21 protein-coding genes and 1 pseudogene are annotated in these 22,850 nt (G+C 66.5%); 12 read left to right on the forward strand and 10 right to left on the reverse strand.

Going from position 1 to position 22,850, the window contains the following annotated elements:
• The first annotated feature begins 6 nt into the window (after positions 1–6).
• Together J2S73_RS07240 and J2S73_RS07245 are read left to right on the forward strand one after the other, a co-directional pair.
• Positions 7–930 (forward strand): LysR family transcriptional regulator, encoded by a 924-nt coding sequence (locus J2S73_RS07240; protein ID WP_306884788.1) that lies wholly within the window; start codon positions 7–9, stop codon positions 928–930.
• A gap of 228 nt (positions 931–1,158) precedes the next feature.
• Positions 1,159–1,677, forward strand: a pseudogene (locus tag J2S73_RS07245) (tyrosine-type recombinase/integrase); the annotation flags it as partial.
• A gap of 378 nt (positions 1,678–2,055) precedes the next feature.
• On the opposite strand, the gene J2S73_RS07250 reads toward J2S73_RS07245, so the two are convergent.
• The 8 genes from J2S73_RS07250 to J2S73_RS07285 all read right to left on the reverse strand — a co-directional run bounded on the left by J2S73_RS07250 (position 2,056) and on the right by J2S73_RS07285 (position 10,145).
• Positions 2,056–2,799, reverse strand: a complete 744-nt coding sequence (locus J2S73_RS07250; RefSeq protein WP_306884789.1) for an ATP-binding cassette domain-containing protein — start codon at positions 2,797–2,799, stop codon at positions 2,056–2,058.
• Between the two features lie 149 nt (positions 2,800–2,948).
• Positions 2,949–3,893, reverse strand: a complete 945-nt coding sequence (locus J2S73_RS07255; RefSeq protein WP_306884790.1) for a sugar ABC transporter substrate-binding protein — start codon at positions 3,891–3,893, stop codon at positions 2,949–2,951.
• A gap of 49 nt (positions 3,894–3,942) precedes the next feature.
• Complete coding sequence (locus J2S73_RS07260; RefSeq protein WP_306884791.1) at positions 3,943–4,884, reverse strand: ABC transporter permease; 942 nt, start codon at positions 4,882–4,884, stop codon at positions 3,943–3,945.
• Entirely contained in the window at positions 4,884–5,645 is a 762-nt protein-coding gene (locus J2S73_RS07265) for an SDR family NAD(P)-dependent oxidoreductase (protein WP_306884793.1), read from the reverse strand. The genes J2S73_RS07260 and J2S73_RS07265 overlap by 1 nt, the downstream gene beginning before the upstream one ends.
• On the reverse strand, positions 5,642–6,442 hold the full coding sequence (locus J2S73_RS07270; protein ID WP_306884794.1) for a BtpA/SgcQ family protein: 801 nt from the start codon (positions 6,440–6,442) through the stop codon (positions 5,642–5,644). The genes J2S73_RS07265 and J2S73_RS07270 overlap by 4 nt, the downstream gene beginning before the upstream one ends.
• Positions 6,439–7,977 carry a xylulokinase gene (locus J2S73_RS07275; RefSeq protein ID WP_306884795.1) on the reverse strand — a complete coding sequence of 513 codons (1,539 nt, stop codon included), beginning with the start codon at positions 7,975–7,977 and terminating at the stop codon, positions 6,439–6,441. The genes J2S73_RS07270 and J2S73_RS07275 overlap by 4 nt, the downstream gene beginning before the upstream one ends.
• On the reverse strand, positions 7,974–8,696 hold the full coding sequence (locus tag J2S73_RS07280) for a GntR family transcriptional regulator (protein ID WP_306884796.1): 723 nt from the start codon (positions 8,694–8,696) through the stop codon (positions 7,974–7,976). The genes J2S73_RS07275 and J2S73_RS07280 overlap by 4 nt, the downstream gene beginning before the upstream one ends.
• Before the next feature lie 366 nt (positions 8,697–9,062).
• Complete coding sequence (locus J2S73_RS07285) at positions 9,063–10,145, reverse strand: response regulator (protein ID WP_306884797.1); 1,083 nt, start codon at positions 10,143–10,145, stop codon at positions 9,063–9,065.
• A 215-nt stretch (positions 10,146–10,360) separates the two neighbouring features.
• On the opposite strand from J2S73_RS07285, the gene J2S73_RS07290 reads away from it, so the two are divergent.
• From J2S73_RS07290 to J2S73_RS07330, 9 genes are all read left to right on the forward strand, one after another.
• Positions 10,361–11,344, forward strand: coding sequence for a hypothetical protein (locus tag J2S73_RS07290; RefSeq protein WP_306884798.1), 984 nt, complete (start codon positions 10,361–10,363; stop codon positions 11,342–11,344).
• 98 nt (positions 11,345–11,442) lie between these two features.
• Entirely contained in the window at positions 11,443–12,018 is a 576-nt protein-coding gene (locus J2S73_RS07295) for a putative pterin-binding protein (RefSeq protein WP_306884799.1), read from the forward strand.
• On the forward strand, positions 12,015–13,445 hold the full coding sequence (locus J2S73_RS07300; protein WP_306884800.1) for a sensor histidine kinase: 1,431 nt from the start codon (positions 12,015–12,017) through the stop codon (positions 13,443–13,445). Before J2S73_RS07295 ends, J2S73_RS07300 begins: the two co-directional genes overlap by 4 nt.
• A gap of 96 nt (positions 13,446–13,541) precedes the next feature.
• Entirely contained in the window at positions 13,542–14,138 is a 597-nt protein-coding gene (locus J2S73_RS07305) for a LemA family protein (protein ID WP_306884801.1), read from the forward strand.
• A gap of 14 nt (positions 14,139–14,152) precedes the next feature.
• Positions 14,153–15,202: a DUF3137 domain-containing protein gene (locus J2S73_RS07310; protein ID WP_306884802.1), complete on the forward strand. Its 1,050-nt coding sequence runs from the start codon at positions 14,153–14,155 to the stop codon at positions 15,200–15,202.
• A 42-nt stretch (positions 15,203–15,244) separates the two neighbouring features.
• A complete protein-coding gene (locus J2S73_RS07315) occupies positions 15,245–17,524 on the forward strand; it encodes a VWA domain-containing protein (RefSeq protein ID WP_306884803.1) in 2,280 nt (759 codons plus the stop codon).
• 234 nt (positions 17,525–17,758) lie between these two features.
• Positions 17,759–19,075 carry a vWA domain-containing protein gene (locus J2S73_RS07320; protein WP_306884804.1) on the forward strand — a complete coding sequence of 439 codons (1,317 nt, stop codon included), beginning with the start codon at positions 17,759–17,761 and terminating at the stop codon, positions 19,073–19,075.
• Positions 19,076–19,199: 124 nt separating this feature from the next.
• On the forward strand, positions 19,200–20,183 hold the full coding sequence (locus J2S73_RS07325) for a hypothetical protein (protein ID WP_306884806.1): 984 nt from the start codon (positions 19,200–19,202) through the stop codon (positions 20,181–20,183).
• Between the two features lie 249 nt (positions 20,184–20,432).
• Positions 20,433–20,663, forward strand: a complete 231-nt coding sequence (locus J2S73_RS07330) for a DUF1858 domain-containing protein (protein ID WP_306884807.1) — start codon at positions 20,433–20,435, stop codon at positions 20,661–20,663.
• Between the two features lie 40 nt (positions 20,664–20,703).
• Here the strand turns inward: J2S73_RS07330 and J2S73_RS07335 are convergent, their stop codons facing one another.
• Positions 20,704–21,405, reverse strand: coding sequence for a Crp/Fnr family transcriptional regulator (locus J2S73_RS07335; RefSeq protein ID WP_306884809.1), 702 nt, complete (start codon positions 21,403–21,405; stop codon positions 20,704–20,706).
• A 200-nt stretch (positions 21,406–21,605) separates the two neighbouring features.
• Between J2S73_RS07335 and J2S73_RS07340 the strand changes: the two genes are divergently transcribed.
• Positions 21,606–22,049: a pseudoazurin gene (locus J2S73_RS07340; protein ID WP_306884810.1), complete on the forward strand. Its 444-nt coding sequence runs from the start codon at positions 21,606–21,608 to the stop codon at positions 22,047–22,049.
• Between the two features lie 111 nt (positions 22,050–22,160).
• Here the strand turns inward: J2S73_RS07340 and J2S73_RS07345 are convergent, their stop codons facing one another.
• Positions 22,161–22,847, reverse strand: coding sequence for a cytochrome c3 family protein (locus tag J2S73_RS07345; RefSeq protein ID WP_306884811.1), 687 nt, complete (start codon positions 22,845–22,847; stop codon positions 22,161–22,163).
• Positions 22,848–22,850: the final 3 nt, after the last annotated feature.

The raw sequence follows: 22,850 nt of genomic DNA on the forward strand, positions 1-22,850 counted from the left end.
GGGATAATGTATCAGCCCGGACTGAATGATCTGGAGGCGGTGCTGGCCATCTCTCGTAGAAGCTCGTTCCGCACAGCAGCCGTCGATCTCGGCATGTCGACGACTGCGCTCAGCAATGCGATCGGAAAGCTTGAACGTGAGCTCGGCGTTCGCCTCTTCAACCGGACCACGCGCAGTGTCTCGCTGACCGACGCGGGCCGCCGGTTCGTCGACCAGATCGGGCCACCCCTTCAGGACATCCGCGACGCCATGAACGGAGTGCGTTCGCAGCAGGCGATCCCGTCAGGAACGCTCCGCATCAACACATTCGCCACGGCAGCGCGCGAGATCCTGTCGCCGCTCGTGCTTGCGTTTCTACGCACTCACCCTCAGGTGCATGTCGACCTCGTGACCGAGGGGCGGTTGGTCGATATCGTAGCCGAGGGCTTCGACCTGGGCGTCCGGTCCGCCGATCTGGTCCCGAGCGACATGATAGCGATCCCGCTCGGTCCTCCGCAGCGCTATGCCGTGGTCGGGTCACGGGACTACTTCGACGTTCACGACAGGCCGCGCGTTCCGCCCGACCTCGCCGGCCACAAATGCATCCGTGTTCGGCTGCCGAACGGAGCCCTTTACCGGTGGGCGCTCCGGAAAGGCGATCAGAGCGCGCAGATCGACGTGGAAGGGCCGATCACCCTGGACGAGGCGAGCCTGGCGCGGACCGCGGTTCTGGAGGGCATCGGTCTCGGCTTCTTCATCGAGGCGAACGTCCGAGCCGACATCGAGGCGGGAACCCTGATCCGGGTGCTGGAGGACTGGACGCCACCGCTCGCGCCGCTCGCCCTCTACTATCCGGGACGGCGCAATCCGTCCGCCGCCCTCAAGACCTTCATCGGTATGGCGCGTGAACTCGGCAGAGGCTCAGGTCCTGATGCTCTGGCGCCAGAGTGACGTAATCAGATAAACATCTCTTCATATCCCTCCTGACGGAAGTGGGATACGGGCCGCCTTCCACCGTCGTGGTTCCGCGGCTGCCGTCGGCCGTCGGCTCGCTGAGTTGGGATCGAGGCGGGTAGCGTTTAGGTCGACAGGAGGGAGGGGATGTCGATGGCTGTTCAAGGCTGTCCGCTCTTCTCAAGCAGATATCCCTGAGCTGTCAGTCCGATCTCGGCCAACCCGTGGCTCGACCAGAAGCGCCGCCTCCGGGACCGGGCGTTGTTCGACCTCGCGATCGACAGCAGATTGCGCGGCTGCGATGTCCTGAAGGTTCGGATCGGCGAGCTTGTCAGCGGCGGCCAGGTAAGAGCTCGCGCGCTGGTAATCCAGCAGAAGACCGGCCGGCCGGTTCGGTTCGAGCTCCTCGAGCCAGCGCGGACGACCAGTCTCGATTGGCTCGAGCGACGCGGAGGAACGCTGGACGACTACGCCTCCCCGAGCCGCATCGACCACTCCGACCACATCAGCACCCGTCAGTACGCCCGGCTCGTTGATGAGTGGGTGACAGGCATTGGTCTGCGCCGTGAGGACTACGGAACCCATTCCCTCCGCCGGACCAAGGCTTCGATCATCTACAAGGCCACAGGCAATTTGAGAGCCGTGCAGATCCTGCTCGGCCACACCAAGATCGAGAGCACCGTGCGCTATCTCGGCGTAGATATTGAAGATGCCTTGGCTCTCGCTGAGGCGACAGAGGTGTAGCGCGGGAAGGCTCCCCGGCGATGGCGTTGGGGAGCCCGGCGCTGCCGGACGGCTTAGCGCCCAAGACAGGCACAGAAGCCAGCTGGACCGTTTCCGAAAGCGGTCATCCCCGGCGCCGAGACCTGCAGAAAAGAAAAAGAACTGATTGACGTGTTTCTCGACAAGTTGAGATGGCCGGCGGCGACGCTTGCGAAGGCGCAGCCGCAGCTTGGCTTGCCGATGGCATGAGCGCGAAGCAGGCCGCGACGGTGGACTGCCATCCGGTGGCCGGGGCGCTACCGGGAGAGGAATAGTGCGCCAAATTCCAGTCCTGTCGATCAACCTCGAATAAGATGATCCGAGCGTATTCCACATCTGGCTCTTCAGAGGTCGCCGATGTTACGTGGTCGCGCTGGTTATGATGAGATGGGAGAGGGCGTCGGCGTCCAACCCGTCGGTTGAATGGGACTCCACCGAGCGGCCGCCGCTGAAGATCGTCACCCGGTCGGCGACCGCGACCACGTCCTTCATGTTGTGGCTGATCAGGATCACCGTGACGCCGTTCGAGCGCAGCGTGCGGATCAGCTTCAGCACCTGCTCGGTTTCGCGGACGCCGAGGGCGGCGGTGGGCTCGTCCATGATGATGATCTCGGCCTTCCAGCGCAGCGCCCGGCAGATCGCCACCGCCTGCCGCTGGCCGCCCGACAGGTTCTCGACCGGCGCCGTCATGTCCTCGAGCGTCGAGTTCAGCTGGCCGAGATAGCCCCGTGCCTCCTCGATCATCGCCTTGCGGTCGAGCACCTTGATGCCGAACCGGCGCCGTTCCAGTTCCGAACCCATGAACACGTTCTGGTAGATGCTCATGCGCGGAGCCAGCCCGAGATCCTGATGGATCGTGGCGATGCCGGCCGCCAGGGCCTCGCGCGGGTTGGAGAAGCGCGACACGGCGCCCTTAACCGCGATCTCCCCTTCGTCGGCGGTTTCCACGCCTGAAATCAGCTTGATGAACGTGGATTTGCCGGCGCCGTTGTCACCGCAGATCGCGTGCACTTCGCCCCAGGTTACGGACAGGTCGGCGCCGCGCAGCGCCACGACCGCGCCGTACGATTTCTTCGCGCCGCGCACCGACAGGATCTCGGACATGGGTCCCCTCCGACCTGAAGCCCTTCATCCCTTCACGGAAAGGGTGAAAGGCTCCAACCATTTGACTTTACGCGTTTCCGGACGGCGAACCGGGTTCCACTTCGCCGGGGAACGCGCCAGCGGGGCGGCCTGGGCCGCCCCGACGCTCTCTACTGCAGGAACTGGTCGACGTTGGTCTGATCGACCACGTCGGCGTTCATGAACAGGTAGGGGCCGGCCGTGATGTCCGACTTCGGCTCTCCCTTGACGGCAATCCGGTCCATCGCGTCCACCGCGGCCTCACCCATCGCCTCGAACGGGATCGCGACGGTCGCCGTCAGCATCGAATTCGGGTCCTTGATCCGGCGGTAGGTTTCCGGGCCTCCGTCGATCGAGATGATCGCGATGTCGCCCTTCTGCATGCCCTGCTCCTTCAGCAGGTCGTCGATGATGAAGGCCTGCCCGTCGAACGACGCCCAGATGCCCTGGAAGTTCCCCGCATTCTGGAGAAGCAGAGCGTTCATGCCGCTGCGCACGTCGTCTCGCCAGCTTTGCGTGCGGGCCATGGAGTGGGAACCGACCACCTGAACGTTGGTGTTCTCGCCGAGTACGACGTCGAGGATCTTGCCGCGGATCCGGGTTCCGACGTTCGAATCGAACCGCTCCGTCAGAATGTTCCCTGAATAGCCAAGCTCGCCGAGAAGGTAGAGGGCGGCGTCCGCACCAACGGCATATTCGTTGACCTGGATGTCGAACAGTGCATCCGGACTCGCGCCACTCATCACGGTGATCACCGGAATGTCGGCCTCCTTCGCCTCCTTTATCTGGGCTTCGAACTGAACCGGCTTCGACATGGCCAGCACGATCCCATCGACGCCGCGCTGGATCAGGCTCTCGATCTGTTCGGCATGGGTCGGGAGAGCGCCGTTCGAATTGAGGACAACAACGTCCCAGCCTTTTTCCTCGGCCGCCTCTTCGACCGCGTTCGCGACGCGGGCATGGGTTTCGGAGGACATCTGGAACGCCACGACGCCAAGCTCGAAGGCCTGCGCGGCGATGGGCTGGCAGATCGCCAGGACCGACGCTGCCGCGGCGAGGATCAGTTTCTGTTTCATCTCTTGTTCTCCACTGGCTCCGTCTCGGGTTTTGGATTCAGCGACTGCGTCAGACGGAAAACGCAGCCTTCTTCAGGACGCTGGCCGACACGCTGACCGATCCGATCACGATGAGGCCAAGCATGATGTCTTGCAGGTAATAGGGGGCGCCGAGCAGAACGAGGCCGTTGCCGAGCACCGAGATGATCAGGGCGCCGACGAAGGTTCCAGCCATGTTCGGCCGACCCGGTTCGAACATCGTCATGCCGAGAAGCACGGCCGCGATGGCATTGAGGAGGAAGTCGCCCGCCATTTGCGGAGCTGCGGAGCTGAGGTTCGCCACCAGGAGCACGGCGGTCAGCCCGGCTGCGAAGCCGGACAGGGTCAGGCCGATCCGCTTCATGCGCTGTGTCTGCACGCCGGCCCGGCGTGCTGCGTCCTGGGCTTCGCCGGTGGCCAGCATGTGGACGCCGAGCTTGAGACGCTTGGTCATGAACCAGGCGACGAGCACCGCGGCGGCCATGAAGAAAATCAGTACGGGAAAGCCGTGTACGCGGCCGCGCGCCAGCGCTAGGAAGGCCGGGTCCCAGCTTCCGACGAAGGCGACGCCGCCGGTGATCATGAAGGCGAAGCCGTTCGCCACAGAGGCGCTGCCGAGGGTCGCGATCAGCGACGGCACCTTGGCGACGGTCACCAGCAGGCCGTTCAGGTAGCCGCCGGCGGTACCAACGGCGAGGCCGGCGAGGATCGCCAGCGGCCAATAAGTGCCGCCGTAGATGAGTCCGCCCGTCACCACGGCGGCCAGACTGCACAGACTGGCGAACGACAGGTCAAGCTCGGAGGTGATCAGGGCGAAGGTGAAGCCGAGCGCCAAAATCGTCAGGAAGCTCATCTGCTTCAGAACGTTGAGCAGATTCGCCTGGGACGCGAAATTGCGCGCGAACAGGACAAAGAAGATCAGCACCGCAAGGCCGGCGAGCGCTGTTCCGTATTTGGCGATGAACAGCTTCACTAATTTGCCTCTAGAAGTTTTCCGATTGGCGGGAGCAATTCCAGGCCGCCGGTAACGGGTACCGTCGCGCCCGTGATGAAGCTGGCCCGATCGGAGAGAAGAAAGGCAGCCAGTTCTGCGACGTCCCCGGCCTGGCCAAGCCGTCTGAGCGGCGTGCGGGCCGAGGCCGCCGCTTCCAGACGGGCAAAGGCGTCGTCGGGAAAGGCGCCGCGCACCATGTCCGTGGCGATGATCCCGGGGGCGATCGCATTCGCCCGGACGCCCTGCGGCCCCATGGCCTGGGCGATGTTGAACGTCAGCGTGTTGATCCCTGCCTTGGCCGCGCCATAGCCGGGATTGGCGCCCCCGCTGAGCCAGGCGATCGACGAGATGAACACCATCGCCCCGCCGTGTGCGCTGGCGGCGAGCGCCTTGCCGACGGCCTTTGCCATGCGATGGGCGGCGGAGAGGTTGATGTCGATGACCCGATCCCAGTCGTCGTCTTCCTGGTTGGGGAAGGCGGCGACATGCGATGTTCCCGCGCAGTGCACGAGACCGTCGATACGGCCGAACCGGCCGATGGCGGCCTCTACGATGTGGGCGGGGGCGGTCCGGTCGAGAAGATCCGCCGCCACGAAGAGGTCCCCGTGGCCGTCGTCCGACGGCGCGCCTGCGAGGTCGGTGGCGCAGATGCGCCAGCCGTCCCGCTTCAGGGCCGCGATCGTGGCGCGGCCGATGCCGCCGGCCGCACCGGTGACGAGGGCGACGGGAGCTTCGCTCATGCCGCCAGCGCCGCCGTCAGCGCCTGCGCCCGGTGGGGATCGACCGGGTTCAGCGTCTTTCCGTCCTGCTTGATCGAGGTGCCAACGATGAAGGCATCGGCGACCGTCGCCAGCTGCGCGATGTTGGCCGACGACACGCCGGTCCCCACGACGACCGGCGTATCCGGAACCGCGTTCGCGACCGCGCTCACGGCCTGAAGTTCCGCTTCGACGCCGGCCGCCGGACCGGAAACGCAAACGGCGTCAGCCAGGCCGAGGAAGACCGCGCCTTTCGCGGCCTCGGTCACCGAGCGGGTGTCGAGGTTGATGGAGAAGCCGGGCGTGACGTTGGAGATGATCGCGATGTCGGTCGCGTCGAGGTCCGCGCGCAGCTTGAGGACACGAGCGGCGTCAGGGATGTACTGGCCGAGGTCGCCGACATAGGCGCCGGTGAGGAAGCAGCGGACGAAGCCGCCTCCGGTGGCGTGGGCGATCGAGATCGAGGCGATCGGGTCGATCAGCATGTTGACCCCGTGCGGCAGGTCGATCTCGGCCCGGCACTCGGCGATCAGATCGGCCATGGCGGCAACCGTCTCGACCGGGTTGTTCTGCCGGTACGGCATGTCGGACTCGTTGCAGTACATGATCGAGTGGAATCCCGTGTCCCGCAGAATCCTGGCCTCGGCCTGGGCCTGGCGCACCACCTTCCGCATGCCGCCGGTGCGATCGTACAGCGGGGAGCCGGGCATGGGCAGGGTGTGCACCATGCCGATCAACAGCTTGGCCTCGCCATAGCGGTCCTGAAACAACGTCTTCATGCGGATGCAACTCCTTGGCTCTGCGCGGATGTCCTCGCCGGGCTTGCAAAGCAGCTGCGCCCGATGTCGGCGAGGCGATGGGAGGTGGTGGCGACGGCCTCGTGACTGTCCTGAAAGACGTCGAACAGCGCGTCGTAGCGGGCGCGGGCCACCGGGTTGGGGTCGAAGCGGTCGAAGTCGGTGGCGATCGTGTCTCCGGCGGTACCGATGTCCGGGTCGAGCCCGAGGCCGACGCGCGCGATCGCGAGGCAACCCTGCAGTCCCATTTGCCGATCCGGGGCGGCGAGCACCGGCCGGCCGAGAATGTCGGCGCGGATCTGGTTCCACACGGCGCTGCGACCGCCGCCGCCGGCGATGCGGATCTCCGTGGCCCGGTCTCCGCCGGCGGTCTCCGCGCGCTCGAGCACCGTCCGGTTGACGAAGGCGACGCCTTCCATCACGGCACGGATCATGTCGCCCGGCCCGTGCGCCGCTGTCAGCCCGAAGAAGCTGCCGCGCAGGTCGCTGTCCCAGAACGGGGTGCGCTCGCCGTGCAGGTAGGGATGGAACAGAAGCGGCCGCTTGCTTGTGGATCGGGCGAGCAGCGCGGCAAGTCGGTCGGAGAACGGGCCGTCGCCCGGGTTGAGCAGGTCGGTGAAATAGGTGAGCGCGTTGGCACCGTTCTGGCCGGGGCCGCCGATCTGCCAGGTGTCTTCCCCCCAGGCAATGGTGATCAGTCCGGCGGCGTCGGCGGGGCGCGTGCTGATCAGGCCGAAAACCTCGGAAGATCCGGAAATGCAGTAGGCGCGTCCCGGGTGCAGGGCGCCGAGGCCGGCGACGCCGGTCCAGGTGTCGTTGCTGCCGCAGAAGACGCGGGCGCCGGCGAGCCGCGCGAGCGGCCCCGGAAGATCGGGAAGGACCTCGCCGACGGCGTCGTGCGGTGTGCCGATCTCGGGAAGGACGTCCCGGTCGATGCCGGCGACCTCGGCCAGCGAGGGCGAGCCGCCGCGCAGGCTCATCAGCAGCCAGTGCTGGGATATCCGATCCGAGCGGGCGTGACCGGTCAGGCGCAGGTTGAGGTAATCCTTCGGGTCGAGGACCAGGCGCGTCGCCGCCCAGGCTTCCGGTTCGTTGTGCTTGAGCCACAACAGCCGCGACATCGGATGGAAGGCGTTCAGATGATCTGCCGCCGGATGCGACGCGACGGAGGGGCTTGCCAGCGCCTCCCTGGCGGGACCGAGGGCGCGGGTGTCGCGGAAGCCGATGGCCGGGCGCAGGACCTGCCGGCGCGCCCCGAGAAAGACCTGCGTGCGCGTCAGACCGCAGATCGCGACCGCGGCCACATCGTCGAAGGCGGTCGCGCTGGTCTCCGCGATCTCGGAGGCGCAGCGCACCAGCGCCTGCCACCAGACGTCCGGATCCTGCTCCGACCGTCCGGTCGGGTCCTCGTCGAAGGACAGCGGCACGGAAGCCTGTCCGTGCACGTCGCCCTCGGGGCCGAACAGGCAGGCCTTCAGCGCCGACCCGCCGAGATCGACGGCCAGGATGGAGCTCATCGTCCGAATTCCTCGATCGAGCCGGAGAAGGAGAAATAGTAGCGGTCCGCCCGGACAAAATTATTGGAAAGTTCGACCACACGGCCCGCGGCGTCGCGGGCGATACGGTGGGTGTTGAAGATCGCGATGCCGGGTTCGATACCCATCACCTGAGCGACGTCGCCATCGGCGTTCACGGCCTCAAGCGTCTCGTCGACGTCGGAGACAACCAGCTCGAAGCGGGACGACAACAGAGCATAGAGCGAGGTGTTCTCGAAATCGGAGCGCTTCAGGTCCTGAATGCCGACATGGCACAGCACAGAGATCTGGAACACCGTCGGCTGGCCGTTGAGCAGCCTCAGCCGCCTCAGCTCGACGACCCCTCCGCGGGCCTCGGGACCAAAGATCGCCCGTTCCGAAATGGTGGCGTTGCGCGCGGTGAAGGAGAGGGCGCGGGTGGAGGGCATCTGCCCGTGCGTGCGGCCCTCCGTATGGAAATCGACCCGGCTCGAAATCGACTTGCCAATCTTGCGGGAGCGGTAGAACGACCCGAGACCCTGGCGGCGTTCGATGTGTCCGTCGCGCTCCAGCAGGGCGAGGGCGCGGCGCACCGTCGTTCGGCTGATGCCGAAGGTCTCCTGCAGGTGCGCCTCGGAGGGGATCATCGCTCCTTCGCGCCATGCGCCGGACTCCAGCTCGGTCAGAAGTCGGTCTGCAGTGTCCCGATAGAGCGACGTCATTTGTATCTCCCCTCTATCACTATCGGCGAAACAAGAGAGACAAGTAAACGGGAACGCGACGATAGAGCGACGAATTCTGCTAACAATTACAGATATTTATTAAATTGGTCGCGTTCCGCCTGTATCCAAACTGCGTCGAGTTGGAGAGCATGGCCGTGGAGGCTGGCGGGTCTTGGCTCCCGGTCGTCGGGCGCTCGCCTTTACGATGCGCAGGTCCGCCGCCCAACCGGGCCATTGCCAAACGTGCTGAGAGGACGAGTAACCGCGGCTTGTCCTTTTGAAACCCGAGATCCGATGGAAAAGCGTGACGTGGACCGGACGCACGGAGACCAGGCAGGCGGCCTGGCCCTGATGAGGCCGGCCGGCTCAGCCGGTTTCGGGCGAGACGGCGGCAAGTCCGACCAGAAGCAGTGCCACCAGGTCGGCCTGGCGATGCGTGCCGGTCTTCTGGAAGAGGTTGCGCATGTGAAAGGCGACGGTCGTCTGCGAGATGCCGAACTCGCGGGCGATGTCCTCGCGCCGCTTGCCTTCGGCGAGCGCCAGCGCCAGCTGCGATTCCGCCGACGTCAGCCCGAACAGGGGAGCGATGAACGCGTCGGAGAAGGCGGGGCGGCGATCGGGGTCCGACAGGAAGACGATCGACGTCGGTCCTCCGTCTCCGGTCGCAGCCTCCTGCGGCAAGGCGCAGATGATCGCGAGCAGGTCGCGCCGGCCGGACGGACGCGGCAGGCTGAGCCCGATCTGCTCCTCGTTTCCGCGCGCGGCCAGCTCGGCGACACGGCGCAAGGCTGCGCTCAGCCGTCCCGTCGCGTCCGGCGACGCCGGTTGCAGCGTCGTCCCGATGCCGATCCCGTCGTCTTCCTCGGCCAGGCGCCTGGCGGCGCGATTGGCGAAGACGACCTGGCGCGACCGGTCGGTCAGCACGACCCCGACCGCAATCAGGTCGAGCGCGCCGGCGGCAGCGGCCGTCCAGTCCTCGCCGCCGCCCTGCAAGCCGCCGACGGCCCGCCTGGCGGTCTCCAGTTCGTCACGCACCTTCCCGCGCACGCGCCTGACCTGGCTGAGACGCGCCTCGATGCTCGCCAGCATCAGGTCGAAGTCGACCGGCTTCACCAGGTAGTCGTCAGCCCCGGCGAGCTTGCCCGACAGGATGTCGTCACGGCTGCTGAGGGCCGTCAGGAACACGAACGGCACGTCGGCCAGCTCGGGATGCTTCAGCCGTGCGGACTTCATCAGCTCGTAGCCGTCGAGGCGGGGCATGGTGATGTCGCACAGGATGAGGTCGGGGCGGGTCGTCTGGAGTTCCGTGAGGGCCTCGAGCCCGTCGGAGGCCTGACGCACATCGTATCCGCTCGAGGCGAGCTCTTCCGCGATGTCACGGCGAAGGTCGGCCTCGTCCTCGACGCAGAGGATGATCGGCCTGCCGGCGTCACTGGCACTGGATAGCACGGATTTGTCCTCGCATGGCCGCTGGCCGGACTGAGATTCGAGACTGACCGACACATTTTCTCGCTATGGAGCCGGAGTCACGGGGTGTGATGCAGTGTCGTACGTCACGGCATTGACGATGCGCCGGTGCCTGTCCGTTCGGACGGGGACACGCACCCCATCCCCGGCTAAGGACCGACGTGAACGGCCCGCGGGCCACGGAGGAGAGAGCAGAGATGTGGGATTTCTCGATTGCGCGGGCCCTCAGCCTGATGGTCCGGACGATGCCCTTCATCCTGTTGAGGATGGCGATCTATTTTGGCGCGGCGGTGGCCTACGTGCTCGTCACCGGCGTCGGCGCGGGCGTCGGATGGGGCGTCGGCGGGTTCGGAGACGCCGACTTCCAGGCGACCACGACGTTCTGGGGCGGGATCATCGGCTTCGGTGGCGTCGCCGCGGTGATGTATCTCCTGCGCAGCTACATCCTCTATATCGTGAAGGCCGGGCACATCGCGGTGCTGGTGGAGCTGCTCGACGGCCGCGAGATGCCGCAGGGCCGCTCGCAGATCGGGCATGCAAGGCACGTCGTCACCGAACGCTTCGGGCAGGCGAGCATCCTCTTCGGCGTCGACCGGCTGATCGCCGGCGTCATCCAGGCGATCACGGGCCTGGTGCGCGGCGTTCTCACGCTGGTGCCGATCCCCGGCGTGCAGCAGCTCGTCGGCGTCGCGCATGCGTTCCTGCGCATCGCGGTGGGCTTCGTCGACGAGGTGATCCTCGCTTATGCGATCCGCACCCGCTCGACCAATGCCTGGGAGTCCGCGCGCGAAGGGCTGGTCCTCTACGGCCAGAACTACAGGCCGATGTTCAAGAACGCCGCCTGGCTGGCCGTCTTCGTCTACGGCCTGTCCTTCCTGGTCTTCCTCGTCATGCTGGCGCCGGCGGCGCTTGCCGTCTACGTCATCCCGGGCGCCTGGTCGGCTGGCGGGCTCGTCTTCGCGCTCCTCTTCGCCTGGAGCGTCAAGGCGGCCCTTCTCGAGCCGTTCGCCATCACCTGCATGATGGAGGTTTATTTCCGGACGATCGAGGGACAGGAGCCGGATCCGGCCTGGGATGCGAAACTCGAGCAGCTTTCCGGCAAGTTCCGCCGGCTGAAGGAGCAGGCGATGCAGGGCGGCACGGCTGCGCCGTCCGCGGACGCGCCGGCCCCCGCCGAGTAACACAGAACCATCGGCACGAATTTCTGCCCGGCCATGGACACGCGCGGCCGGTTTTGGTGTGCTTCGACGCGCGCATCATCGGCGCGTGGGGAGACGTGATGCAGGCGAGAGGGAAGGATCCGGCGGCAAGGGGGTCGGGCCCGGGAGCCGCTGGCCTGCGGCGGCTTATGGTGCCGCTCGTCGTCGCACTGTCCGTTCTGTCGGTGTCGACCCCGCGCTCTGCGGAGGCTGCGTGCGACCTGCCGGAACCGACCGGAAAAGTCCTGCTGGAGATTTCCGGGTCGATCGACTGCACCAATGACGGCGACACGGCGGTGTTCGATCGAGACGGGCTGACGGCCTTGCCGCAGCACACGCTGAAGACCACCACTGTCGTCACCGACGGTGTGAAGACTTTCCGCGGCTTCCGGATGCAGGACCTGCTGGACGCGGTCGGGGCGCACGGCGAAACGGCGGTGGCGCACGCCCTCAACGACTATGTCGTCGACATCCCGCTGGACGACTTTTCCCGCTTCGAGGTGCTGGTGGCGCTGCGGATGGACGGCAAGCGGCTGACGGCGCGCGACAAGGGTCCGCTCTGGATCGTCTACCCGCGCGACCAGTACGCCGAGCTGCAGGACATCCGCTACGACTACCGATGGGTCTGGCAGCTCGACCGGCTGAAGATCCGATGATCGGCGGCAGGAAGGCCCGGCTCGCCTTTTCCGTCTCAGGTGTCGCGATATTCGCATTCGTCATGCTGCTCGTCTTCGCGCTCGTCCGGCTCTGGGGGCCGGCGGCCGAGACGCGCCGCCACGTCGACAACAACATGCTGTGGGCGCTCTCCCAGGCGCATGCCGCGACGCTGCTTCTCGACAGCGCGGTGGCGCGGCGCGCGGGGGGCGTGCCCGGCGACGTGGCGCTCGAGCGGCGCTACAACGTGCTGCTGAGCCGCCTCAACCTGCTGACCCAGGGGCCGCAAGCCCGCTATCTGGCCGATCGCGGCTTTGCCGAACCTATCGAGAGGCGGAAGCAGGACGTACTCGCCCTGGATCCCCAGGTCTCCTCGCTGTCGGTGGGAGACGTCGAGCTGGCCGGCCGCATCCACGGCGTGCTGGGGCCTCTCGAACAACTGCTCGGCCGGGCTGCCAACAAGGCCATGGTCAGTCAGTGGAACGCCATCGGGGAACGGCTCGACGCAGAGCATTCCGCCATCGTTCAGGTGATCGCCTCGATCCTCGCCATCGCCGGGCTCGGCGGCATGATCTCCATCCTGATGGTGCGGGCCGTGCTCGCCAATCAGCAGGCGCAGCAGGCCCTGCGCCGGGAAACCGAGATGCGCGAGGCGTATCGCAGCTTCGTCGACCTGGTGTCGCATCAGTTCCGGACGCCGCTGTCGGTCATGGACGCCTCGATGCAGCGCATCCTGCGGCGCGGAGAGCTGATGCCGCGCGAGGAGATCGCGCAGCGCGTGCGCAGGATGCGCCACTTGATCGGGGACCTGACGACGCTGATCGACACCACGCTCGATGGCATGCAGGCCGATGCCGGAAAGATCGAGGTTTGCGAGCAGGTCTGCGATCCGGTGGCGCTCCTGGAAAACGTCCGGCATCGACAGCTTGAGGCCACGCCGGGACGCCTGGTCGACCTGAACGTCGGTGCCAACGTGCCGCGCCGGGTGCTCAGCGATCCCGTTCTCGTCGAGCAGGTGCTCGCCAATCTCCTGTCGAATGCCATCAAGTATTCGCCGGAGGGCGAGCGCGTCGTCGTCACGCTGCAGGCTGATGGCGATTCGCTCGCCTTTTCGGTGCGGGACGACGGGATCGGCATTCCCGACGATGAGCAGGGGCAGGTGTTCAGCCGCTTTTTTCGTGCCCGCACCGCGGCCGGCTATCCCGGCACCGGCGTCGGGCTCAACGTCTCGCGCAGGATCGCCGAAACGCTGGGCGGCTCGCTGAGCCTTCGCTCCAAGCAAGGGCTCGGCTCGACCTTCACGCTCCAGCTGCCGCTCGTCCCCGCCGAGCTCGGCGAAGACCACGCCAGCGCCCCGCCCTCGGGTCGCAGCCACAAGACACGCCGGCAGCCCGTCCGAACGAACGGGGCGGGCTGGGAGCGTCCGTAGTAGAGCCTCCTCAGCATCGGTTCGGCCGGCGGCGTGTCCGCGAGCCGGGCTGGAGTGCCGTTCGCGGCCGGCGAAGGGAGCCACGAGAAATCCACCATGAGTGTCTGGTTCTGGGTGATCGGCCCCATTGTGCTGGTCATCGGCTATATTTGGTACGCGACCCTGATCCGGCGGCGGAACAGGGCTCAGGAGGCGCTGTCGTCCATCGACGTGCAGTTGCGCAAGCGCCACGACCTTCTGCCCAACATCCTCAAGCTCGCCGACCGCTTCATGGCGCACGAGCGTGACCTGCTCACGCGGGTGACGGACCTGCGCAACCAGGCGCAGAAGCCCTACGACCCGAACCAGCAGGCGGAGGTGCGCGAGCATCTCGACGCGGAAGGTTCGCTCCAGGCCGGCGTCCGCCAACTTTTCGCGCTGGCAGAGAACTATCCGGAGCTGCGTTCCAGCGAGACGGTCGTGCAGGCGCAGGAGACGTTCAACGAGGTCGAGGGGCACATCTCCGCAGCGCGGCGCTTCTACAATTCCGCCGTCACCGACCTGAACAGCGCCATCCAGGTTTGGCCCGGCCCGCTCATCGCCGGCATCGCGGGTGTCCAGGCCATGCCGTTCTTCGAGATCGAGGACGAGGCGGTGCGCCGGCCGATCGACGCCGACAGCTACATCAACCTGCCGAAAGCCTCGACCGAGTGAGAATGAGGGGAAGAATGAAGAGCGTGGCAAGCCGCGAAGAGACCGGATTCGACCGTGCCGACTTCGGTGCCTACTACGAGGCCGAGATTGCCCCCGATCTGGCGCAGATCGAGGGACGCCGCAAGCTCATGGCTTTCGGCGTCAGGGCGTTGTGGGGCCTCTCAGGCGTGGGGCTGCTGCTGTTCCTGTCGGCCGGCATGCTGGCGCCGAGCCTCGGGATGGACCGCGATACGCTCGGCTTCGCCGGCGGCGCGCTCCTGTTCGGGGGGATCGGCGGTGCGATCCTGCTCGGCAAGCTCGCGCGCGCTCCGTTCAAGCGGATCCTGGTGGGCCGGACGTGTGCCTTTTTCGGCCTCGACTACAAGACGAAAGGCTTCGACTTCCCGATTGACGCTTTCCGCGACGCCGAGATCCTTCCGCGCTTCGACAAGCACCGGCTGCGCGACGGGATTTCCGGCAGGCATCGGGGCGTCGATATCCAGATCTGCGAGGCTGTGCTGACGAGAGTCCGCGACAACAGCCGCGGCAATTCCATCGACAGGAAGAGCGAGGAAGCCTTCGATGGCCTGCTGCTGGCCTATGGCTTTGCCGAGCCCTTCAGCGGCGACACCGTGGTGCTGTCGGACATGACCTGGCTCGGCAACAAGCTGAAGGGGCTGACGCAGAGCGGCGAACGCGTGACGCTCGAGGATCCCGAGTTCGAGCGCCAGTTCGAGGTCTATTCCGACGATCAGGTCGAGGCGCGCTACCTGCTTCAGCCTCGTTTCATGGAGCGGCTGGTCTCGCTCGCCGGGCGGCTGAACGCCGGCAAGCGCATGTCGCTCGCCTTTCGCGGCAACCGTCTCCTGGTGGCGTTGCGAACGGACGCCGACTTCTTCGAGGGCGGTGCCGTGGGCAAGGACGCCACCGACCGCGAGCGGGCGGAAGAACTGCTCAGGGAAATCCAGATGATCTTCAACGTCGTCGACGTGCTCGACCTCGGCGAACGCCGCACCGGCGGCGAGGGTGGCAAGGGCGACGGCACGCGCGCGGGCGGGATCTCCGCCGCCTTTGCTGGCGGCTAGGCGATCCCGATGCGGAACCAGCGAACAGAAGGGGGAATCCACATGCTCCGAGCCATATGCCTCGGTCTCATCGCCTGCACGCTGACGCTTGGCGGTACGGGAAGCGCGCGGGCGGCGGATGACGTCATGGTCATCTTCGACGGGTCGAACTCGATGTGGGGCCAGATCGACGGCACCGCGAAGATCGAGATTGCGCGCGACGCGATGACCGAGCTTGTCGGGGCGTGGGACAAGGACACGAATCTCGGCCTGATGGCCTACGGCCATCGCCGCGAGGCGGACTGCTCGGACATCGAGACGATCATTCCGCCTCGCCCGATGGATCGGGACGCGTTCATGTCGAACGTCGAGGGCATCGTGCCGCGCGGCAAGACCCCTCTCACCTCCGCGATCGAGCAGGCGGCGGAGACGCTGTCCTATCGCGACAACCCGGCGACCGTTGTCGTCATCTCCGACGGGATCGAGAGCTGCAACCGCGATCCGTGCGCGCTCGCCGGACAGCTCAAGCGCAGCGGCGTGCGCTTTACCGCCCACGTCATCGGCTTCGGCCTCGACAGCGCGGAGGAGCAGAAGGGCCTTGCCTGCATTGCCGAGGAGACGGGAGGCCGGTTCCTGACCGCGGCGAACGCCGGTGAGTTGCGCGATGCCTTCAAGGAAGTGGGCTCCGAAGTCACGCAGGCAGCGCCGGAACCCGAGCCCGAGCCGGAGCCGACCGAGGACATCGAGGTGACGGCTCCGGCAAGCATTCCGGCGGGTGGCGACTTCGAAGCCTCGTGGAGCAAGACGCTCGACGACAGCGACATCCTGACGATCGTGCCGACCGGAGCCGACGACGACCAGATCGGCAACCATGAGCGGGCGAGCGACGGCAATCCGGTCACGCTTCGGGCGCCGGCCGAAACCGGCATGTACGAGGTGCGCTATGTCTCGAACGAGGGGCGCGAGGTGCTGGGCTCCGCCTCCGTCGAGGTGACGGATCCCCAGGTCGAGATTTCGGCGCCCGACAGCGTGACGCGGGGCGGCGAGCTCGAGGTGTCCTGGAGCGGCACGGTGAACGGCCGGGATATCCTGACGATCGTGCCGGCGGGCTCGGACGACGACCGGATCGGCAACCACGAGCGGGTGAACGACGGCAATCCGGTGACGCTGCGGGCGCCGGCCGAGCCCGGCATGTACGAGGCGCGCTACGTGCTCGATGAGGGGCGCCGCGTGCTTGCCTCGGTGCCGGTCGAGGTGACCGACGCGCAGGTGCAGGTTTCTGCGCCGGACAGCGTGGTTGCGGGAAGCTCGTTCGAGGTGTCGTGGAGCGGCACGGTGAACGGCCGGGATATCCTGACGATCGTGCCGGCGGGCTCGGACGACGACCGGATCGGCAACCATGAGCGGGTGAACGACGGCAAGCCGGTGACGCTGCGGGCGCCGGCCGAGCCCGGCATGTACGAAGCGCGCTATGTGCTCGACGAAGGGCGCCGTGTGCTGGCCTCGGTGCCGGTCGAGGTGACCGACGCGCAGGTCCAGATTTCTGCTCCGGACAGCGTGGTCGCGGGAAGTTCATTCGAGGTGTCGTGGAGCGGCACGGTGAGCGGCCGCGACATCCTGACGATCGTTCCCATGGGGGCGGAAGCGGACGAGATCGGCAACCACGAACGGGTGAACGACGGCAACCCGGCGAAGCTGCGGGCTCCCGGCAAGCCCGGCCTCTATCAGGTGCGCTACGTGCTCGACGAGGGCCGGCGTCCGCTTGCCGATGCGACCGTCGAGGTGACGGAGCCGGACGTCTCGGTGTCGGCCACGGACACGGTCCGGGCCAAGGGAGAGATTGAGGTCAGCTGGACCGGTACCGCGCCGAGCGGACGCGACATTATCACGGTGGTTCCGGCGGGTTCCGAGGAGGACGAGATCGGCAATCACGAGCGGGTCGGCGACGGCGACGCCACCACGCTGCGTGCGCCCGAGAAGCCGGGCCTCTACGAAGTGCGCTACGTGCTCGACGAAGGCCGGCGGATGCTGGCTAGCACGCAGGTGGAGATCGTGCCGGAGACGGCGGCCCTCGATGCCGGCGCCTCGCTTGACGTGCCGAAGACGGCCAGCCCCGGGGAGGAGATCCAGGTGGGCTGGACGGGAGGTTCCGACAGCGCCGACCAGCGGATCGCGCTCGCCAAGGCTGACCAGGCCGACTTCACATGGATCGAGGTGCACAAGGTCGGCAACGAGCCGCCGATGAGCTTCACCATGCCGGACGCGCCGGGATCTTACGAGTTTCGGTTCCTCGACATCCCGGGGCAGGCGGTGCTGAGCCGGGCGATAATCGAAGTGAAGTAGGCGAGGGCGGGAGCCCGCGTGGCGATTTCCGACGGAAGCGTATCGGCAACGGACGGATCGAGCTCCGCGCGGAGCAGGTGGCGCTGCAGATCCGCGATGTTCGCGGCGAGGGACGTGACGATCTCCTAAGTGCCCAGAGCCGAGCAGCTGATGGGTGCACCTGCACAACGACAGCCCCGCGACCTGCGCGTCAGGTCCGCGCTTGAGCCAATGAACAGCAAGGGAAGCCAAGACATGCAGCGATGGATGATGCTAGCGACGCTGGGTGCGCTCTGCCTCTCCGCCGCACCGGCGAGTGCGCAGCCGGAGACCTCGAGCGAGACGACCATGATCGTGCTCGACGGATCCGGCTCGATGTGGGGCCAGATCGACGGCACGTCCAAGATCGAGATCGCTCGAGAGGCGATCGGACGGCTGGTCGCCGACTGGCCGGAGGGCCGGGCTCTCGGGCTGATGGCCTACGGGCATCGCCGGGAAGCCGACTGCGGCGACATCGAAACCCTGGTCGCGCCCGGCCCGCTCGACATGGATACCGTCAACGCGGCCGTGTCCGAGGTAACGCCGCGCGGCAAGACTCCGATCGGCGGCTCGGTGCGTGCCGCCTCCGATGCGATCGGCGACGCGATGTCCTCGTCGGTTATCGTCGTCACCGACGGGTTGGAGAATTGCGGCGCCGATCTGTGCGCTCTCGGCGATGAACTGGCGGCCGGTGGCACCGGTCTCAAGACACATGTGATCGGCTTCGATATCGCAGAGAGCACCGACCAGCTTGCGTGTCTGGCCGAGGCGACCGGCGGTCGCTACCTCGCGGCCGAGGATGCCGAAAGCCTGACCGGCGCGCTGCAGGAGGTCGCCGCGGAGCCTGAACCGGAGCCGGCCGGACCGATCGCGGTCGACGAGTTCGATCGCGCCGAACTCGGAGCGGGATGGGAAATCGCGCACCCCGCTCCGCAGAACTATGTGCTGGACGGTGGCAAGCTCGTGGCGCTGACCGCTCGGCCCGGCAACATCGACGATCCGGAGCAGCCGAATGTCTTCCGCTGGCGTGAGGCGGAGCTTCCGGAGGGTGACTGGGAGATCGCAGCCGAGTTCAGGGCCGAACTGGGTGAAGTGCAAACACTCGGCGGCCGTAAGGCGGTGGTCGAGGTGGCGTTGTTCTCCGATCCGGAAAACAACATCGTCGCGCGGATCTACCGGCAGGGCAATTCCAACGATGACATGCACCTGCAGATCACCAGCACTTCAGGTGGCAACGCAACCAGCGATTCCGTTGAGATCGCCGGCGACATTCGTGGCTACGACCTCGCGCGCATTCTCACCGACTTCAAGGAGAAGGGCGTCCGCCTGGTGCTTGCCAAGCAAGGACGGGAGTATCGAGCCCGATTGGAGATGAATGGCTGGGCGATGACCGACGGGGGGCCGGAGGTGATCGAGACCGAGCCGGTGCAGGTGCTGCGGGCGGCCGGCGATCCGGCCCTTTTTGCAGGTACGTGGGGCGATAAGCAGACCGTGGTGGAGTTCGACCGGATCGAGATCCTGGCGGCCGAATAGGTCGGTTGGGGGAAGGCGGAAGTTCGAAGTCCGGGAACCCGCCCGATGGCCCCGGCCGCGGCGCCGGCCGCGGGGATCCCAATCGCGAAAGGGCACGACTGACAACAAATCCTGGAGAGCCTCGATGAAATCATTCCCCGCAAGCCTTGCCGCAACGGGCACCCTTGCCGTGCTGTTGGTGCCGGCCTGTGCTTTGGCCCAAAGCCCGTCAGCGGATCTGCCCGCCCTGGATGCACTCGGCCCCGGCCAGTATTCGCTCTGGGTCAGCGGAGCCGCTGAGGCCGAAGCGACGACCGTCCCGGTGACGACGGCCGATGCCAGTACGCCGAAAACGGGGATCATCTCCGGCGAGGCCAGTCAGCGCGCGCGCTACACCTATGACGACTTTGCCCCGGACGCGACCAACGAGACCGGCCCTTTCGTGATCTCGATGGCGCTCGGGTCCGCCCTGGTGGAGATGGAAGGGGTGGACAACCCCGGCGTCACCGTCGGTCTTCATGTGACCGACGCGGTGGAGCCCGGCATGCACGCGGTCGAAGAGGCCTTTTTCGACGTCGGACCGAGCGCGGTTCCGCTCGCCGTCTCCGCGGTCGCCGGTCCGCTCGGTGGCCGGCCGACCCCGTTTGCATCGGATCCGGAAGGCGCGGTGGAGATCGTGCGGATGGATCGGGACGGCGCCACCGGCCGCTTCGCCCTAACGATGGGCCCGCTGATGGGTGACGGCGATGCAATCACCGTGCGCGGTGCCTTCAAGGGAATCCCTTATGCGCCCGGCCTGGAGGCGTCGATCAGCGGCAGCGGAAAGCTCGAAGGGCCCGCGTTCGACACGGTCAAGACGGACGTGAGCGGCGCCGGCCCTGCCTTCTCCCTCTCGACCGGGTTCCACGACGAGCCAGCGGCGCACATTGCTTTTTCCGAAGAGCCGGAGATCGGTACCTACGAGCCGGGCAACGACGGCCTGCTGACGGCGCGGGTCAACGGCGAGCCCGCCGCCGGGTCCGTCACGATCACCCGCACGGGCGAGAGCTACGGGGCGGAATTCGATCTTCGCGCGGACGCGGAAGGGGCTGGCATCAGCGGCTCTTTCGACCACGCCCGGCCGGAATAGTTCGGATTGAGGCACGAACAACAGCCCCGTCCGCGTCTGTCTGACTGACAATGTCGGTTGTTTGGCCTTGCGTCTCTTCCGGACAGCTTTGTCCGTTCGGAAGTGCGTTCGTAGCCGCCTCGAATTGACAGCGTTGCGGGTTCCGTGACGGGTTATCCGATCGCAAGAGACCGTCAATCGAGCTTGTCGAAGCGCAACGTCGGACGGGCGCACACGCGCTTTCCTGCAGGAAACCGGCAGGAGCTTGGAATGACAGACCCGTGCGCGGTGGGCCCCGACATGGTCCTCGATGACCTCATGCGAACCTGGCCCGCCACGATAGGCGTTCTCATACGGTACCGGATGCTGTGCATCGGATGTCCGATCAACGCGTTCCACACCGTGGCGGAGGCATGTGCCGCGCACGGGGTCGACGAAGCGTGCTTCACCGCCGATCTCATCGAGGCGGCTGTCGGCGGTGAGCGGGCGGACACGGGTTAAAGGCTAGGCCCGGCATTCACGCGCCGAAGGGCGCGCGGCGCTAGCCCTTCTTCCGGGCTTCGGCGATCAGAAGCAGCCCGTGGGCATCGGTCACGACCACCTTCTTGCGGGCGCTGCGCACGAGACCCTCGTCCTCCCACGCGCTGAGCAGGCGGCTGACGGTGTGAAGCGTCGTACCGGTCATCTCCGCGATGTCCTGGCGGGTGATCGGAAAGTCGATCTCGATGCCATCGGCGATCTTCCGTCCCGACTGATTGACGAGACGAAGCAGGGTGTGGGCGACGCGTTGCTCGACCTGCTCCGTGGACGCCTCGACCACCCGGGCCTGTGTTTCCTGGAGGCGGGCGCCGATGGTCTCGTAGGCGGCGTGACCGACCGACGGCAGTCGGGATTGCAGTTCGTTCCAGAAGCCGTTCGGCCAGGCCAGTGCCACGGAATCGACCGCCGCGACGGCGCTGGCCGGATAGGTCGGCATGCCGAGTGCCACCCCTATGCCGAACAGTTCGCCTTCGTTGATGTAGCGGGCGATCACCTGATGGCCGTCAGGGGATGTCTTCACCACGCGGAGGTGACCGGACAGGAGCAGAAAGAAGGAGCGGTTCTCTTCGCCCTGGCCGAACACCTCGCTGCCGGCCGGATAGTGCGCCGACCAGGCGCGAGACAGGATCAGGTCGAGATCGTCTGCTTCAAGCCCGCGAAACGACGGCAGATCGCGAATGAGCGAACGGTCGAGCGTCGGCATGGAGGGCTCCTTCAGTGCCGCGTGCCGTGAATGGCGCCGGCGGACCAGCACCACGGTCCGACGAGTCCGGCCCCGCGCAGGCCTTCTGTCAAGCCTACCGCCGCGGAGTTTGCGAAAGCACAAAAAAGACGGCCGCTGCAGGTCTACTCCTTCCTCAACGGCAAGACGCCGTCGTGCTCCAGACAGGAAGGACCAGAACCATGAACAAGACAATCGCAGCCGTGGCGCTTGGAGCGCTCGTTGGCTTCGCCGGCGCGGCCAACGCCGCCGAATTCGAGATCAAGATGCTGAACAAGGGCGAAGCCGGCGTGATGGTGTTCGAGCCCGCCTATGTGAAGGCCGCGCCCGGCGACACCGTCCGGTTCGTCGCGACCGACAAGGGACACAACGCGGAGACCATCAAGGGCATGGTTCCCGATGGCGCGCAGCCGTTCAAGGGCAAGTTCAACGAAGAGGTCGTCGTGACCCTCGATCAGGAAGGCATCTACGGCATCAAATGCATGCCCCACTACGCCATGGGCATGGTCGCGGTCATCGAGGTCGGCGAGCCCACGAACCTCGCCGAGGCGCAGGACGTGAGGCATCCGGGCAAGGCCAAGACGGTCTTCGCCGACATCTTCTCCACCCAGGTGGCGGCGAAATAGCCGGGCCCGGCCGCGGACCGGCAGGATCGCGCAGTCGCCGGGCCGGGGCCAATCGGAAATCAGGTCCCAATCCCGCCGTCCGGGGGACGAAGCTCTCGGTCCCGGACGGCGCTACCCGTCGATGGTTGCCGCGTAGCGCTTGAGTTCATCGATCCGGCGTGCCTGAGGCAGCGGCTCGTCGGCTGTCCCGTGCGGCGGTTGCCAGCCGGGCTCCACGCCCTCCATGTTCGGAAGCTGATGGGCGATGCCCTTGTGGCAGTCGATGCAGGTGGCTTTGCCGGACATCAGGTAGCGCTGGTGGATCTCCGCGGCACGTTCGGTCTGCTTGGAGAGATCCATCGCCACTTCCGAATGGCAGTTCCGGCATTCCAGGCTGTCGTTGGCCTTGAGCCGCGCCCATTCCCGCTTCGCCATCGCAAGGCGATGGTCGAGAAACTTCCGCCGCGTGTCGATAGAGCCGAAGATGTGGCCCCAGACCTCCTTGGAGGCCTGCATCTTGCGCGCGATCTTGTCGGTCCAGTCGTGCGGCACATGGCAGTCGGGGCAGGAGGCCCGAACGCCGGACCGGTTGGTGAAGTGGACCGTCCTGGTCAGCTCCTCGAACACGTTGCTCTCCATCTCGTGGCAGGAGATGCAGAACTGTTCGGTGTTGGTCATTTCCAACGCGGTGTTGAACGCGCCCCAGAAGATGACGCCTCCGACGAAACCGCCCAGCGTGAGGAACCCAAGGCTGAGCTTTCCGGCCGGCGAGGAGACGATCCGCCAGGCCTGGAGAAGAAAGGCTTTGAGGCGGCCCATCTC

It is taken from the genome of Amorphus orientalis (assembly GCF_030814015.1).
GTDB lineage: Bacteria > Pseudomonadota > Alphaproteobacteria > Rhizobiales > Amorphaceae > Amorphus > Amorphus orientalis.